13 protein-coding genes are annotated in these 13801 nt (G+C 46.5%); 11 read left to right on the plus strand and 2 right to left on the minus strand.

The window, feature by feature from the left end; genetic code table 11:
* The first annotated feature begins 277 nt into the window (after positions 1-277).
* The 8 genes from I6E26_RS04800 to I6E26_RS04835 all read left to right on the plus strand — a co-directional run bounded on the left by I6E26_RS04800 (position 278) and on the right by I6E26_RS04835 (position 6066).
* Positions 278-1198 (plus strand): hypothetical protein, encoded by a 921-nt coding sequence (locus tag I6E26_RS04800; protein ID WP_235320726.1) that lies wholly within the window; start codon positions 278-280, stop codon positions 1196-1198.
* A gap of 27 nt (positions 1199-1225) precedes the next feature.
* Entirely contained in the window at positions 1226-1507 is a 282-nt protein-coding gene (locus I6E26_RS04805) for a nucleotidyltransferase family protein (RefSeq protein ID WP_235320727.1), read from the plus strand.
* Positions 1479-1883: an HI0074 family nucleotidyltransferase substrate-binding subunit gene (locus I6E26_RS04810; protein WP_235320728.1), complete on the plus strand. Its 405-nt coding sequence runs from the start codon at positions 1479-1481 to the stop codon at positions 1881-1883. Before I6E26_RS04805 ends, I6E26_RS04810 begins: the two co-directional genes overlap by 29 nt.
* Positions 1884-2274: 391 nt before the next feature.
* Positions 2275-3099, plus strand: coding sequence for an Rpn family recombination-promoting nuclease/putative transposase (locus tag I6E26_RS04815; RefSeq protein ID WP_235320729.1), 825 nt, complete (start codon positions 2275-2277; stop codon positions 3097-3099).
* A 38-nt stretch (positions 3100-3137) separates the two neighbouring features.
* A complete protein-coding gene (locus I6E26_RS04820; protein WP_235320730.1) occupies positions 3138-3944 on the plus strand; it encodes a C40 family peptidase in 807 nt (268 codons plus the stop codon).
* Between the two features lie 339 nt (positions 3945-4283).
* On the plus strand, positions 4284-4571 hold the full coding sequence (nrdD, locus tag I6E26_RS04825) for an anaerobic ribonucleoside-triphosphate reductase (protein ID WP_235320731.1): 288 nt from the start codon (positions 4284-4286) through the stop codon (positions 4569-4571).
* Positions 4555-5112 (plus strand): anaerobic ribonucleoside-triphosphate reductase activating protein, encoded by a 558-nt coding sequence (gene nrdG / locus I6E26_RS04830; protein WP_235320732.1) that lies wholly within the window; start codon positions 4555-4557, stop codon positions 5110-5112. The genes nrdD and nrdG overlap by 17 nt, the downstream gene beginning before the upstream one ends.
* A 66-nt stretch (positions 5113-5178) precedes the next feature.
* On the plus strand, positions 5179-6066 hold the full coding sequence (locus I6E26_RS04835) for a hypothetical protein (RefSeq protein ID WP_235320733.1): 888 nt from the start codon (positions 5179-5181) through the stop codon (positions 6064-6066).
* Positions 6067-6138: 72 nt separating this feature from the next.
* Here I6E26_RS04835 and I6E26_RS04840 read toward each other — a convergent pair whose 3' ends face one another.
* A complete protein-coding gene (locus I6E26_RS04840; RefSeq protein ID WP_235320734.1) occupies positions 6139-9330 on the minus strand; it encodes an ATP-binding protein in 3192 nt (1063 codons plus the stop codon).
* Between the two features lie 27 nt (positions 9331-9357).
* Positions 9358-9699 (minus strand): cupin domain-containing protein, encoded by a 342-nt coding sequence (locus I6E26_RS04845; protein WP_235320735.1) that lies wholly within the window; start codon positions 9697-9699, stop codon positions 9358-9360.
* A gap of 182 nt (positions 9700-9881) precedes the next feature.
* On the opposite strand from I6E26_RS04845, the gene I6E26_RS04850 reads away from it, so the two are divergent.
* The 3 genes from I6E26_RS04850 to I6E26_RS04860 all read left to right on the plus strand — a co-directional run bounded on the left by I6E26_RS04850 (position 9882) and on the right by I6E26_RS04860 (position 13661).
* Positions 9882-10649: a YdcF family protein gene (locus tag I6E26_RS04850; RefSeq protein ID WP_235320736.1), complete on the plus strand. Its 768-nt coding sequence runs from the start codon at positions 9882-9884 to the stop codon at positions 10647-10649.
* A gap of 67 nt (positions 10650-10716) precedes the next feature.
* Positions 10717-12072 (plus strand): MATE family efflux transporter, encoded by a 1356-nt coding sequence (locus I6E26_RS04855; RefSeq protein WP_235320737.1) that lies wholly within the window; start codon positions 10717-10719, stop codon positions 12070-12072.
* A 134-nt stretch (positions 12073-12206) separates the two neighbouring features.
* Positions 12207-13661, plus strand: coding sequence for a glucose-6-phosphate isomerase (locus I6E26_RS04860; protein ID WP_235320738.1), 1455 nt, complete (start codon positions 12207-12209; stop codon positions 13659-13661).
* Positions 13662-13801 lie beyond the last annotated feature (140 nt).

Genomic DNA, 13801 nt, shown 5'->3' on the forward strand with positions numbered 1-13801 from the left:
CGGCGAGAGCGAGCACGATGAACAAGGAATTTTTCTAAGACATATACACTTTTGTCTATGTTTTTAGTAGCAGATGTTAGAAATCAAAGGATAGATTAGAATTGGATTACAATTGTATTTGGGTTTTGCATTTGCTGGGGATTATCAGTATAATGTTATTATGTAGAAGAATAGCAGATTGAAACGAGGTGGCAGGTGGCTGCGCCGGTTATCTATCAACAATCTGCTGAAGAAGATGTATAGAGAGTTGGGAAAAGGATTAAGAAGGAGTGGTTTTATGGTAAGAAAGTTAATGAGCCTGCTGATGTGTGCAGTTTTGATGTTTACTATGACAGGAACAGCCTTTGCAGATGTAGCCAATACAGCAGATGACAAGCTGGCTGCTGTGGAGGTTACTTTATATGGTACAGCCCAGACAGGGCCTTTGGCAGATAGAATTAGCAAGCTGGAAAAGGATTTTGAGGGAGTGCATACTGAGGGCAGTATGATGGATCGCATTAATGCCCTATATGATGCCACCTACGACAATTCTACCAGTCCATCCCTGATTACCCAGATGAATGCTTTGGAGTGGACTATTTCTCACAAGGTAAGCATGGACTGCATGCAGCAGCGGGTAACGGATATGGAGATTAATGTTTATGGCAAAACCTCTACAGGCACCTTTAAGTCCAGAGTAGAGGCCTTGTCTGAATTTGCCTTTGGCTCCAAGACTATTCCTTTGGTGCAGACCACTATTCCAGCTAATACATTGGCCAAGGTAGCTTTGGTGGATAGACTTAATGCCAAGAATCTGAAAAAAGGTGATGTAGTTCGCTTTAAGGCTGCTGAGGATGTTATTGAGGATGGCATGCTGTTGTTTACTGAAGGAGCTGCTGGCGAGGGTGTTGTAACCAAGGTTAGCCAGGCCAAGAATTTTGGCCGCAATGCAGAGATTGAGGTGGATTTCAAGTATCTGACTGCGGTGGATGGCCGTCAACTGGATATGCTGCTAGGTGAGGAATCCAAGAAGAGCATGGAGCAGTTAGGAATGGCTGCTGGGGCCAGCCTTGCCGGTATGCTGGTGCTGGGGCCAATTGGCATTATTGGCGGCGCCTTTGTCAACGGCAAGAATATCGATCTGCCAGAGGGCACCGAGCTGTATATCCAGACTCGCAACGATGAGGTAATCTACGCAATCCCAACCACCGCAGAATAAGCTTTGAATGTATGGAGGGTGATAGGTATGACCTTGGAGGAAATCTACAGAGAAGTAATTGGGATATGTAGAAAATATAATGCTACTAAGGTGGTTTTATATGGTTCAAGAGCCAAGCAAACTTATCGTCCGGAAAGTGACATTGATATAGCTGTTTCTGGCGTGGTTGATATAGGGGCTTTGCAGGAAGAAATGGAAAATATTCCTACCCTATATACTGTGGATGTATTATCCTTGGATGAATGTAAAAATAATCTTTTGTTGGAGGATATTAGGGAATATGGACGAGAAATTTATTCGGCGGTTTGAATCCTATAAGAACTCCTTAGCTAGTTTGGCAGAAGCAAGGGAACGAGATATGACAGATTCTTTTGTTTTAAGTGGTACAAGTGCAAAGTTTTCAATAACATTTGATTTGGCTTGGAAGGTAATGAAGGATATTCTGTGGCAGTATTATGAGATTAGGGATTTTGTGGCAGGCTCTCCAAGAGAGGTATTGCGACATTCCTTCAAGGCTCGGCTGATTCAAGGCGATGAATGGATGGAAATGCTAAAGGTTCGCAATCAGCTGTCTCATGACTATGATGGATTGGTGGTAAAGGAATATTGCCAGATTATTGTGGATAGCTATATTGAAAAGCTGGAAGAATTTCAGGCTAGAGTAGTCGCTGTGTTGCAAAGTTAAAAAGTATATATAGTAAAATGAGACTTATTTAGTGGGAGCTTTAGAATCCCAATGAATTTAGTCGAATAAATCCAGAGCCTAACGGGTGCTTAACTCCCTCCTAAGAGGAGGGAGTTAAGCACCCGTTAGCGTGGGGGAAATGCTCCTTCAGGAATCATTGGTATGGATGGTTTCTGAAGGAGTTTTTTATTAGGGAAATGTATTACATGATTGATGTGAGTGGGCGAATGATGGTAAAAAAATAATATATTCATGTTATGTGTTATAAATATATATTAGTTATATACTAATATTATTAATACACATCAATGCAAAAATTAAAATATTTCAGGATATTACTTTACCACAAGTATAGTTTATGATAGAATTTATCTGAGGGGTGGTGGTGTTAATGGGGAATAGGGCAAGGATTCGGCGGGATGCCATGAGTCTAAATCCTATAGATGATGCACTGTTTCAGAAGATGGCGGAGGATACGGGATTCTGTCAGGAAATATTGCAGGTTATTTTGAATGATAAGGCTTTACAGGTTATGGATAATGTTCCGCAATTTATGCTGAAAAATTTGCAGGGGCGTTCCTGTATTTTGGATGTTAAATGCACCTTGGGTGATGGGCGAATTGTCAATGCCGAAGTACAAAAATCCGACAATGATGATCATCAACGGCGAGTGCGGTATAACGCAGCCTTGTTGACAGCTAATATTGCAGAGCCGGGGGATAGATTCAAGGCGATTCCCAATGTAGTAGTGGTATTCATATCTAAATTTGATATGTACAAGTCTGGCAAGGCGTTGTATCATGTAGATAGAATTATTCGAGAAAATGGTACAATGGTGGATAATGGTTTTTCAGAGTTATATGTGAATGCTGAAGTGCAGGATGATTCAGATGTTGCTAAGTTAATGGAGATATTTACCAGGCATGATGCATACGATGATGAAATGTTTCCGATTACATCAAAACGTAAACGGCTGTTTAAAACTACAGAGGAAGGAGTGAATGAAATGTGTGAGGTTATTGAGAAATATATAGCTGAAGGACGACGTGAAGGTATACGTAAAGGCATACGTAAAGGTAGAAGTGAAGGACGTAGAGAGGGAAAGGCAGAGGCTATAAGGAACTTGATGGAGTCCATGAGTATGACGGCGGAGCAGGCCATGAAGGCTTTGAAAATACCAGCAGGAGAGTTCGAAAAATATATGACCTTGCTGTGATGGATTTAGAACCTATAATAAGCAATATGGAGGTTACTATGGGACTGGCGAATTTGTTTCTTGGAAAATGGGTTGGAATAGGCACAGCACTTTGTTTGAGCCTGATGCTGGAAGCAGGCTCAGCCTATGCCTTTCAGAATCTGGAAAAGGACGCAAGGGGGCCGGAGGTGTTGCAGGTACAGAAGCAGCTGCAGTTTCTAGGCTACAAGATAGCCAAGCTGGATGGCAGCTTTGACAATTCTACCTACCGGGCTGTTATGTCCTTTCAGCGGGATCAAAAAATCAAAATCACCGGGGTGGTAGATCGCAAAACCTTCAATGCCATACAGGTAGCCCGCCGGAATGCCAATCTGGCAGGCCGGGTAGAGAATATAGGCGGCTCTATGGCAGGAGAAGGCCTGGACATAGAGGAAAGCTGGGAAGCTCTCAAAGGGCAGGGTACTAATGTGCCAGAGAGTCAGCCCTTTTTGGCTCGCCAGCAGGTGCCTCAGCTTCTGACCACCGCCAAAAAATACATAGGAGTGCCCTATCAGTTCGGGGGAGATACCCCCAAGGCCTTTGACTGCTCCGGCTACCTCCAGTATGTATTTGCCCAGAACGGCATGAAGCTGCCTCGGACAGCAGATTTGCAGTACAAGCTAGGCAAGAGCATGACTGCCGGCAAGCTGGAGGCTGGGGATCTGGTATTCTTCACCACCTATGAGCCGGGAGCCTCCCACTGCGGCATTTACCTAGGGCAAGGGGAGTTTATCCACGCCTCATCCAGCAAGGGAGTACGGATTGACAAACTAAATGACAGCTACTGGAAAAGCAAATATTATGGTGGCAAGCATATAGTCAAATAGCCACCATATTTTATCCACAGAAATTTATAACCATGTCTGTTTATACAGATTGTTCGCCCTTATTTTGGGTTCCAGCAACACAAAAAAGGGAATTCTCTGCTGGTTACTCGTGTATAAACTTTGCATAAATATACAGAAATTTGTATAGTCCCTGTGCATATGTTGTGAATAGCAAATACTATATATAGTATCTAATATTGACACATGACACTATATATAGTAATATATTGGTGTAAGTAATTACAAAAGTAAATTCCAATATATGCAAAAATATACGCATAAATGTAGACTTTATAGATTTTTCTACAGCGCATTTATGATATGAAAGGGACGAGATTAATGTTAGTAAATGGTATCAGCGTAACTGTAACAGGCTTGGAAGATATGTCCAAGAAGGAGATTATTGGCTACATCCAGATGCTTCAGCAGGAAAACAACGGAGATTTGGCCAAGCTGAGCATATCTCCTGCTGAGGACGGGGAAATCAATCTGGATTATGAGCTGCAGCCAGCTAAATTTGAGCGTATCCGTCGCATTACCGGCTATTTGGTAGGCACCATTGATCGTTGGAACAATGCCAAAAAGGCCGAGGAACATGATCGGGTAAAGCATGCCGTTATTAACTAATCCCACAGTCACAGAGATTCCCCAGTTGGCAGTACCAGCCCATCGGCTGCAGATTGCAGGTACTGTAGGGGAATCCATTGTAGATGGGGAAGGCTATCGGTACACTATTTTTACCCAGGGCTGTCCTCATAACTGTTTTGGCTGTCACAACCCTCAGACTCATGCTTTTCATGGCGGGAGACAGGTAGAGCCAGCCAAGCTGCTGCGGGATATTTTGGACAATCCCCTACTGGAGGGAGTCACCTTTAGCGGTGGAGAGCCATTTTGTCAAGCCGCTGTCCTGGCAGAGCTGGGGCGGGAGCTAAAGGGCAGTGGATTGACCATCTGGTGCTACACAGGCTATACCCTGGAAGCCTTGCTGGGAAGCCGTCAGCAGGCAGTAAGACATTTGCTGCAACAGATAGATGTACTGGTGGATGGACCATATATAGAGGAGCAGAGAGATATTAGCCTCCTGTTTCGAGGCAGCCGCAATCAGCGGCTTATCGATGTGCCTCAGACCTTGGCCAAGGGCCAAATAATTCTTCATCCAGACCAGTAAAAACAGCATTACAGAGAGTTTTCATATCCCCCTGATACAATAATAGTTGTAAAGGGGGATTTTCTTATGAATTTACATAAAATAGCCAAGGTCACCCGCCTGAACAAATTAAGCAAGGGACGGATGCTGTTAATAGCCGCAGCCGTTTCCTGGTCAGCCATGAACAGCTCTGTAGGCACCTGCACAGCAGCAGAGGCAGCCAGCTTGATAGCTCTCAGTGGCGGCGCCATTACGGCTACAGCGGATGTAACCCGCCTAAGGGGCATTCCTTACAAGAGCCGCAGTGGCCAGATTGTAGTCTCCGGCAGCAAATCCGATACAGATCACCAGCTGGTAGGCTGCGGTAGTCAGGCACAGGCCAGCTATGACAGAGCGAGAGCCAGTGAACCTGCTATTACCATGGATATGCTGGAGATAGCCCATGAGCTGGGCACCTCTATGGAGGGGCTGGAGTATTCCGTCAAGACCGCCAGCAGTGTCCGCAGCAAGATTGAGCGCAAGACAGACAAGGCCCTGAAGGCAGGGCAGCAGCCCAAGACCGCCACAGAGTATGTGGAGGAAACCGGGGATTTGATTCGCTACACCCAGGTAGCCAAGAACAGCCAGTTGGCCACTATAGCCCGCCGTACTGTAAATCTGTTGGAGAAGCGGGGCTATACCGTAGACAAGCTGGATAACAAATATCTGAATGAGGCAGGCCGGTACAAGGCCATTCATCTGGATATTACCAGCCCCCAGGGCATTAGCTTTGAGATGCAGCTCCACTCCCCAGAGACGCTGGAGGCAGGCAAAGCCACCCACGGTATGTACGAGGAGTGGCGGCGGCCAGAAACCAGCCCACAGCGGAAGGAACAGCTATACACTCAGATAAAATCCATTTATGACAACTTGCCCCAGCCCAAGGGCATTATGTCCTTGGCCAGCTTTGACCACAGCCACCCAGGTGGCGCCTAAATAAAAATGCCTAAATAAAAAACATGATGATAGCTCCTTAGAAATCTGCTTTGGAATTATCATCATGTTTTTTTAGATACCGTTACAGCATTTGGCAATTTCATTGTAGAGCTTATCAGGATTAATAGGCTTGCTGATATGGCCATTCATGCCTATCGCCATACAGTGCTTGATATCATCCTCATAGGCATCAGCCGTCATAGCAATAATAGGAATATCCGCCCCGTCAGGATGCTGGCTGTGGCGGATTTTTTCTGCCGCATTATAGCCATTCATAACAGGCATCCGAATATCCATCAATATCAGCTGATAGGTTCCTGGCTTGGAGGCCTCAAACTTATCCACTGCCTCCTGACCATTAGAGACAATATCCAGCCTAGCCCCCTTGGTGGTAAGCAGCATCTGAGCAATCTCCTGATTCAGGGCATTGTCCTCTGCCAGCAGAATATGCAGGTTGCCAAAATGGCAATGGTTTCCGCCAGAGCTATGAGAGCTGGCCTTTTCCTCAGTTTCCTCCACCATAAGATGAAGCTCAAAGGTGGTGCCATGATTCAGCTTACTGCGCACCTGAATACTGCCACCCATCATATCCATATATTTCTTGGCAATGGCCAGCCCCAGACCAGTACCATTGGGGTTGGCTACCTCAGTGGACTCCTCCTGGGAAAAGGCCTCAAAGAGATGGGGCAGGAACTCCTGACTCATGCCGATACCAGTGTCCCAAATAATCAACCGTATCCACTTGTGATGTACTGATTGAACCGCGGCCAGCTCCTGGGGAGTCTGCTGTTGAGGGGGAATCAAGCTAATATCCAAATTAACAGAGCCTCCCGGCTTGGTGAACTTCACAGCATTGCTGAGAATATTCAGCAGTATCTCCTGCATTTTTAGCTTATCCATAATAATATAGGCAGGCACATTGGCTTCCCGATGGATATTGAGGGAAAGCTGCCGCTCCTGGGCGGACATGTATACGCCAGCAATAACCGTATCCAGCATGGCCTTGCTATCCACCCATTCTGGATTGACAGTAACCTTGCCGCTTTCAATGCGGGTAAGATTCAGGGTATCATTAATCAAGGACAGCAGCAGCTCCCCGGATTGGCGAATCTTGTTAAGATAATATTTCTGCTGAGACTGGCTTTCTGTTTTCAGGGCAAAATCCGTAAAGGACAGAATACCATTCAGAGGGGTGCGCATATCATGGCTGATACCTGCCAGGAACATGGACTTGGAGGTATTGGCCTTGTCCGCAATACTTAAAGCCTCCTCCAGCTTCTGCAGCTGTTCCCGCTCTTTTTGGTATTGCTTGGTAATATCACTTTGGATAATAAAAACCGAAGTACGACTGCTATCCAGATAACAGGCCTGCATTCGATATCGGGCATATTTGTTCTCAGGTCCTTCCCATAAATCGAAGGAAAAATCAAACATCTTTTCCTGTTCATGGTCGTCCAGATAGGCTGTTATGGCATCCAGATTCAGCTTTTGGTACAGAGTCTGAGCCTTTTCCTTATCTGGAATAGCCTGGCAAATATATTCCAGCAGTTTCTGATCATAAAAAAGGGGATGCTCCGGGGTATTCTCAAGAACACCAGTATTCTTGCTGTAGTAGGTCATGGTGCCTGTCAGATTGTTTACCAGGGCTGCACGGCTATAGCCCAGCTCATTCAGCTTGTCTGCAATGGTATAGTTGATGAATTTGTTGGTAATATCATAGAAACAGATAAAGCATTCCGCATGACCGTTTTTGTTGGTAAAAAGGCTGACGGTGCACTCCACCATAATAGGGGACAAATCCTCACAATGCCTTTTATATTCAATGGAGAAGGTGCTGTTGTTCTGAGCGCAAATGTGCATGAGATTGCCCTTGTTCAGCTTTTCGGCTACCATAAGCTGTTCTTCCTGGGCGAGAATTATCCCCAGAAGCTGTTCATAAAAAAATTCATATTCACAGCCTACACGAAGATTCAAGGCGTTGGGGGAATGGCGAATGTAGTCCACCAGCTTGTCCTCTGTCAGGTCAAAATGAGCCTTGGCCAGAATATTGGTCTTGACTGCACTGTGAAGCATCTGGACTTCGTTATTGTATTGCTCCTCACGCAGTTTTTCCGCCGTAATATTAATGCCTACCCCATAGGCATCGGTAGGGTCGGTAACTCCTACGGGCAAAGTATAGATAAGTCTGGCCCAACGAGGCGGCTGTTCCGGCTCAGAGATATATTGAATATCACAGCGGCCTGATTTGCCTTGGCGCAGGTTTTGGTGAAGCTGGCGCAAATCCTGCCAGCATTCCGGTTGGATAAACTGGAGAAACTCCTCTGGCCCGCCATATAGCTTCCTAGGAACATTATCAGGCATATAGCGCTTCATGGTATTTACATCATTAAGGAACTCCATCGTGTTGTTCACCATATCATAATGCCAGACAATCAACCCAGCCCCATCTGCTACCACCTTGTAGGCTCTCTGAGATTCAGCTAGAGCCTGAGCATTCCTCTGCTCAGCGGTGATATCAGCAAGGGAAATGTACAGCAGTATCTTGCCAGAGTCCTTGGGCACTGACCGTACTCGGATGTTGATCCAGATAAATTCCTGGGAGCCAATAGGATAGAAACGGCATTTGCAGGAGGCTATATCGGCCCCTGCCATAAGCCTTTTGGCCAAATAGCTGACACACCAACTGTCATCTGGATGGAGGCAATGCTGTAATATATCATCTATGCCATCAGAGGTTTCCTCTGGGATATTAAACATCTCCTTGGCTAACGGGCTGATCAGCAGCAATTTGTAATCTTTCGTTCCCTTCCACTCATAGACCAGAATACCTCCCGGTACATACTGAATAGCCTCTGTTAGCTGCAGCAGTGTCTTGGACTGAGCTACCTGCTCCGTAATATCCTCAATAGTGCCTACAATACCGGCTATTTTGCCCTTGATAATAAGAGGGGATTTGCTGACCATCACATGTCGAGGCTTGTTGGTGCCATCCAGCAGCTGTCCCAGAACATTGCTGAAAGTCTGGCCGGCCAGAATATCCGCATCATCAATCAGGGGCGGATACTTGTGACTAACCGCCCCGATTTCCTCCACAGTATGGCCGATGATTTCGTCCATACTAAGGCCAATAAATTGCTGATAAACTGGATTGCAGCTCAAAAACCTGCCCTGGGCATCCTTACAGAAGATGGCTGTCCTGGCAGTCTTTCTATTATTCCTTGCTATTGAAATATCCTCTCCAGTAGGCTCAATATATGCAGTCATAATATCCCCTCACAATACAAAATTATCTTAGATTGTCTTAGTAATCAGGGCAATAAACACTAGATCCTCAGTACCGCAGTTCTCAATGCTATGTCCCTCGCCATCTGGACAGAAGGTAGTAGTACCAGCCCCAACCTTGGTCTCAGTGCCATTGTCATTGTAGAGAGCCTCACCCTGCAGAATATGGTAAGTCTCAGTATTGCCATGATGCTCATGGTAGCCAATGGAACAGCCTGGAGGAATTACCACCTTGGCAAACATATCATTGCCACCTAGCTCATTAGCTCCCAACAGATGATTGATGGTAATCTCACCCTTGCCGTTTGCTTTTTTCTCTGCTTTCACCTGATTTACAGGAATAAATGCCATAATAATCTCTCCTTTTTTTAAAGAGGCCTTGTGAAGGACAGCCCTTAGAATTTGACCGTCCGCCTCAGATAGCAAAATCTGCCTACACCATATTATAGCAATATATGCTATAATAGTATACAATTCTACAAAAAGGGAAAAAGTCCTGCAAAGAATCTGTATAAATTTTAGGCGGTGAAGAAATGATTTATCTATTAAAATTCGGAGCCAGCTTCCTGCTTCCTCCGGGAGTGTTTTTTGTCTGTCTTTGGGCTTTGGCTATCTATTTGTGGCGAAAGGACAAAAAGACAGCTACCCGAAAAGCAGCGGCGGCAGTTTTTTTGGTAACAACCCTGTTTTACCTTTTGTCCACTCCCTATGTATCTAATATGCTTATGAGCAGGCTGGAGAATATCTATGACCAGCCAGCCCACCCCCAGGGAGATGTGATTATTATGCTAGGGGGAGGAGCTACCCAGGATACCCCCAATCTAGGGGAGCAGGGAAATCTTTGTGCCATACCAGCAGCTAGATTGTTGACTGCAGTGGAGCTGTACAACCAGCTTCATGTACCAGTGCTGGTATCTGGAGGCCAGGTATATGCAGACAGCGGCCCAGAGGCTGTTATCGCCCATAGGGAGCTAGTACGGCTGGGAGTGCCGGAGGATATGATATTGACAGAGCCTAACAGCCTCAATACCCGGCAGAATGCCATGTACAGTTGTCGTATCCTGCGGGAGAAGGGCTTGGAGCATCCAATATTGGTAACCTCTGCCTTTCATATGGAGCGTTCTGTGCTGAACTTTGCCAAGGAGGGCTTTCAGGTGGTGCCCTGTCCAACAGACTACCGCACCAGCCGAAAACAGGTTTTTCACTACAACAAGCTGATGCCTCAAAGCGGTTCGTTGGATGACAGCGTTACCGTTCTACGGGAAAAGCTTCGTCTGACAGTTACAAGGTATTTGGAATAGAGCCAAGGCAAATAGGCCACAGGCTCACTCTCCTCCTAGGGGAAATATCGAGAGGAAGGATGATAGAATGGCCAACACCAAGGATATGACCAGCGGCAACCCTGCCAAGCTCATATTGTTTTTTACCCTGCCCCTGATAGCGGGCAATATTTTTCAACAGCTATATGGATTTATAGATACCCTGCTGGTAGGACGGTTCCTAGGAGTAGAGGCTCTGGCCTCAGTAGGCTGTACCGGTCCCATTATGTTCCTGCTGGTAGGCTGTATTATGGGCTTGACCGCAGGCCTTACCATTATTACTGGCCAGAGATTCGGTGCCAAGGATATGGAGGGAGTACGGCGCAGTGCCGCAGCCTGTGTGCTGATTGCTATGGGTGCCAGTATTTTTACCGCCTTTATCGGTGGGTATTTTGCCAGAGAAATCCTTTTGTGGATGGACACCCCTCTGGATATTATTGATGGAGCAGAGGATTTTATTGCCATTGTGGTAGGAGGTTCGCCTTTTTTTAGCACCTTTATTGTGGGAGCCAATCTGCTAAGAGCCTTGGGGGACAGCCGTCATCCTACTATTTTTCTAGCCACATCACTGTGTATTAACATTGTGCTGGAACCAATCTTCCTGCTGGTTTTTGCATGGGGTATCCCAGGGGCAGCCTGGGCCATGATCGTTTCCCAGTTCCTAGGGGGGTTCATTGTCTGGATATATATCTGGCGCAAGGTGCCAGCTCTCAGGATTCAGAGACAGGACTGGCAGGTGGATTGGCCCTTCCTGTGGCAGCATATCCGGGTAGGTATGCCTATGGCCTTCCAGACATCTATAATTGCCATTGGGGCGGTTATTCTCCAGGTGGCCCTGAATGGACTGGGGCCAATCTCTGTAGCAGCCTTTTCCGCTGCCCAGAAGGTGGAGACCATTGCCCTGATGCCAATGATGTCCTTTGGCATTGCTATGGCGGCCTATACAGCCCAGAACTACGGTGCAGGCAAGTTCAACCGCATCCGTCAGGGAGTTAATCAATGTATTATGATGTCTGGCAGTTTTAGTATTGCGGTGGGATTTTTTAATATTATCTGCGGTTCCTGGCTGATGCATCTCTTTATTGGGGATGCAGCACCGGAGGTGGTAGAGCTGGGACAGGTATATCTTACCACCACAGGCTGTTGCTACTGGATACTGGCTCTTTTGTTTATCTACCGGAACACCCTGCAGGGATTGGGCAAAAGCTTTGTGCCTACCTTTGCCGGGATTATGGAGCTGGTCATGCGTGCCGGGGTAGCCCTGGGACTGGTAAGCTCTCTGGGCTTCTGGGGAGCAACTCTGGCCAGCCCGGCGGCTTGGATAGGCTCCTGTGTGCCTTTGACCATAGCTTTTTATTATACGGTGCGGAAGATGAAAAAACAGGGAAAGCTGGCAGAAAACTAAGCTGGTGTTTGTGTAACAAAAAATGAAATATTGTTACTTTTTTGCATAAACAGGAAAAATACTACCAAATTTGAATTAAAGCTAGTATAATATATCCGTATAAACCTGTATAAATTCCTAGGAGGTATGTTTTTATGAGTTTAACATTGAAGTCCGGTTTTTCCTTTGACTACGACAACCTGGTGGGCGAAGGCAAGGTAACTAAGGCTGATGTGGCTGAGCTGTCTGACAAGATTCAGGCTGCTGTAGAGGCTATCAAGGTAATGCGCAAGGATGGTGTTATCCGTGGTCATCTGTCCAAGGATGGTACGCCTGAGAAGGTTCTGTTCTCCCAGCTTCCTTATGTAGAGGATGGCCATCTGAACAGCCCTGCATCTATGGCTCATCTGCAGGAGCTGACTGACTCTGTTCGCAACCGTGTAGATGCTGTAGTATCTCTGGGTATTGGCGGTTCCTATCTTGGTGACAAGGTTATCTTTGATGTGCAGTGTGGTGAGTTCTGGAACTCCATGAGCACTGAGGAGCGTGATGGCCTGCCTCAGATTTATTTTAGCGGTCAGAATATTGATCCTCGCAGAACTGGAGATATTCTCCGCCAGTTGGATCGCAGTGCCAAGGTTTGCCTGAGCCACAAGAAGCGCAAGTTTGTGGTTAGCCTGCTGGTTATTTCCAAGTCCGGCGGTACTCTGGATACCATGTCCAACTTTATGGTTATCTATGATGCTCTCCTGAAGAACCCAGATATTGAGGTTGAGGTTGTGGCTGTTACTGATCCTAACGAGGAGAAGCCTACCCTGCTGAAGAAGCTGGCTATGGAGAATAACTGGCCTCAGTACAGTGTACCTGATGGAGTAGGCGGTCGTTTCTCTATCTTCTGTGATGTAGGACTGGTGCTGGCTGCTGTGTGCGGGTTCGATATCAAGGCGTTCCTGGAGGGTGCCAAGGATATGGATCAGGCTTGTCTGGGTGGCGATGTATGGGAGAACCCAGCTCTGCTGAACGCTGTTCTCAAGTACATTGCAGCCGAGAAGTATGGCCGCGATATGGAAGTTATGATGCCATATGGCGACTATCTCAAGTCCGTATCTGAGTGGTATATCCAGCTACTAGCTGAATCCCTGGGCAAGTCTGTTGACCGTGAGGGCAACGAGAAGCTCTATGGCAGAACTCCTATCGTGGCTGTTGGTACTACTGATATGCACGCACAGACTCAGCAGCATCAGGAAGGCAAGCTGAACAAGGTAGTTCAGTTCATCCGCATCGAGAACTGGTGCGAGGACTACACTATTCCTAATGTATTCCCAGAGGCTCAGAAGCTGGCAGACATCTCCGGCGTAACCATGAGCCAGGCTCTGGAGGTAGCTAGAGAGTCCAACGCCAAGGCTCTGGCTTCCAACCATCGCTTCAACGCACTGTTCTCCCTGCCAAAGCTGGATGCCTACAACCTGGGCCAGCTGCTGTACATGCTGGCACTGTCCATCGCCTACGAGGGCGAGCTGGCTGATGTAGATGCATTCAACCAGCCAGGTGTAGAGGCCTACAAGCGCATTATGGGCCCAAGCCTGCAGGAAGTAAAAGCAAAAGGCTGATAGCAAGCAAATAGCTGAATAAAATAAGAACCGGTAATCCAAAAAATTGGGTTATCGGTTCTTTTTTTTGTGGGAAAATCTATATTGAATTAAATATAAATATTTATATATAATAGTCAGAAAATTCGGAAAATATACTT

This window comes from Anaerovibrio lipolyticus (assembly GCF_021531495.1).
Taxonomy (GTDB): domain Bacteria; phylum Bacillota; class Negativicutes; order Selenomonadales; family Selenomonadaceae; genus Anaerovibrio.

What these genes read in the sequence shown, in the direction of transcription:
- I6E26_RS04800 (WP_235320726.1), top strand. Translation starts at nt 278, where the DNA reads ATGGTAAGAAAGTTAATGAGCCTGCTGATGTGTGCAGTTTTGATGTTT.
- I6E26_RS04805 (WP_235320727.1), top strand. Translation starts at nt 1,226, where the DNA reads ATGACCTTGGAGGAAATCTACAGAGAAGTAATTGGGATATGTAGAAAA.
- I6E26_RS04810 (WP_235320728.1), top strand. Translation starts at nt 1,479, where the DNA reads ATGGACGAGAAATTTATTCGGCGGTTTGAATCCTATAAGAACTCCTTA.
- I6E26_RS04815 (WP_235320729.1), top strand. Translation starts at nt 2,275, where the DNA reads ATGGGGAATAGGGCAAGGATTCGGCGGGATGCCATGAGTCTAAATCCT.
- I6E26_RS04820 (WP_235320730.1), top strand. Translation starts at nt 3,138, where the DNA reads ATGGGACTGGCGAATTTGTTTCTTGGAAAATGGGTTGGAATAGGCACA.
- nrdD (WP_235320731.1), top strand. Translation starts at nt 4,284, where the DNA reads ATGTTAGTAAATGGTATCAGCGTAACTGTAACAGGCTTGGAAGATATG.
- nrdG (WP_235320732.1), top strand. Translation starts at nt 4,555, where the DNA reads ATGCCGTTATTAACTAATCCCACAGTCACAGAGATTCCCCAGTTGGCA.
- I6E26_RS04835 (WP_235320733.1), top strand. Translation starts at nt 5,179, where the DNA reads ATGAATTTACATAAAATAGCCAAGGTCACCCGCCTGAACAAATTAAGC.
- I6E26_RS04840 (WP_235320734.1), bottom strand. Translation starts at nt 9,330, where the DNA reads ATGACTGCATATATTGAGCCTACTGGAGAGGATATTTCAATAGCAAGG.
- I6E26_RS04845 (WP_235320735.1), bottom strand. Translation starts at nt 9,699, where the DNA reads ATGGCATTTATTCCTGTAAATCAGGTGAAAGCAGAGAAAAAAGCAAAC.
- I6E26_RS04850 (WP_235320736.1), top strand. Translation starts at nt 9,882, where the DNA reads ATGATTTATCTATTAAAATTCGGAGCCAGCTTCCTGCTTCCTCCGGGA.
- I6E26_RS04855 (WP_235320737.1), top strand. Translation starts at nt 10,717, where the DNA reads ATGGCCAACACCAAGGATATGACCAGCGGCAACCCTGCCAAGCTCATA.
- I6E26_RS04860 (WP_235320738.1), top strand. Translation starts at nt 12,207, where the DNA reads ATGAGTTTAACATTGAAGTCCGGTTTTTCCTTTGACTACGACAACCTG.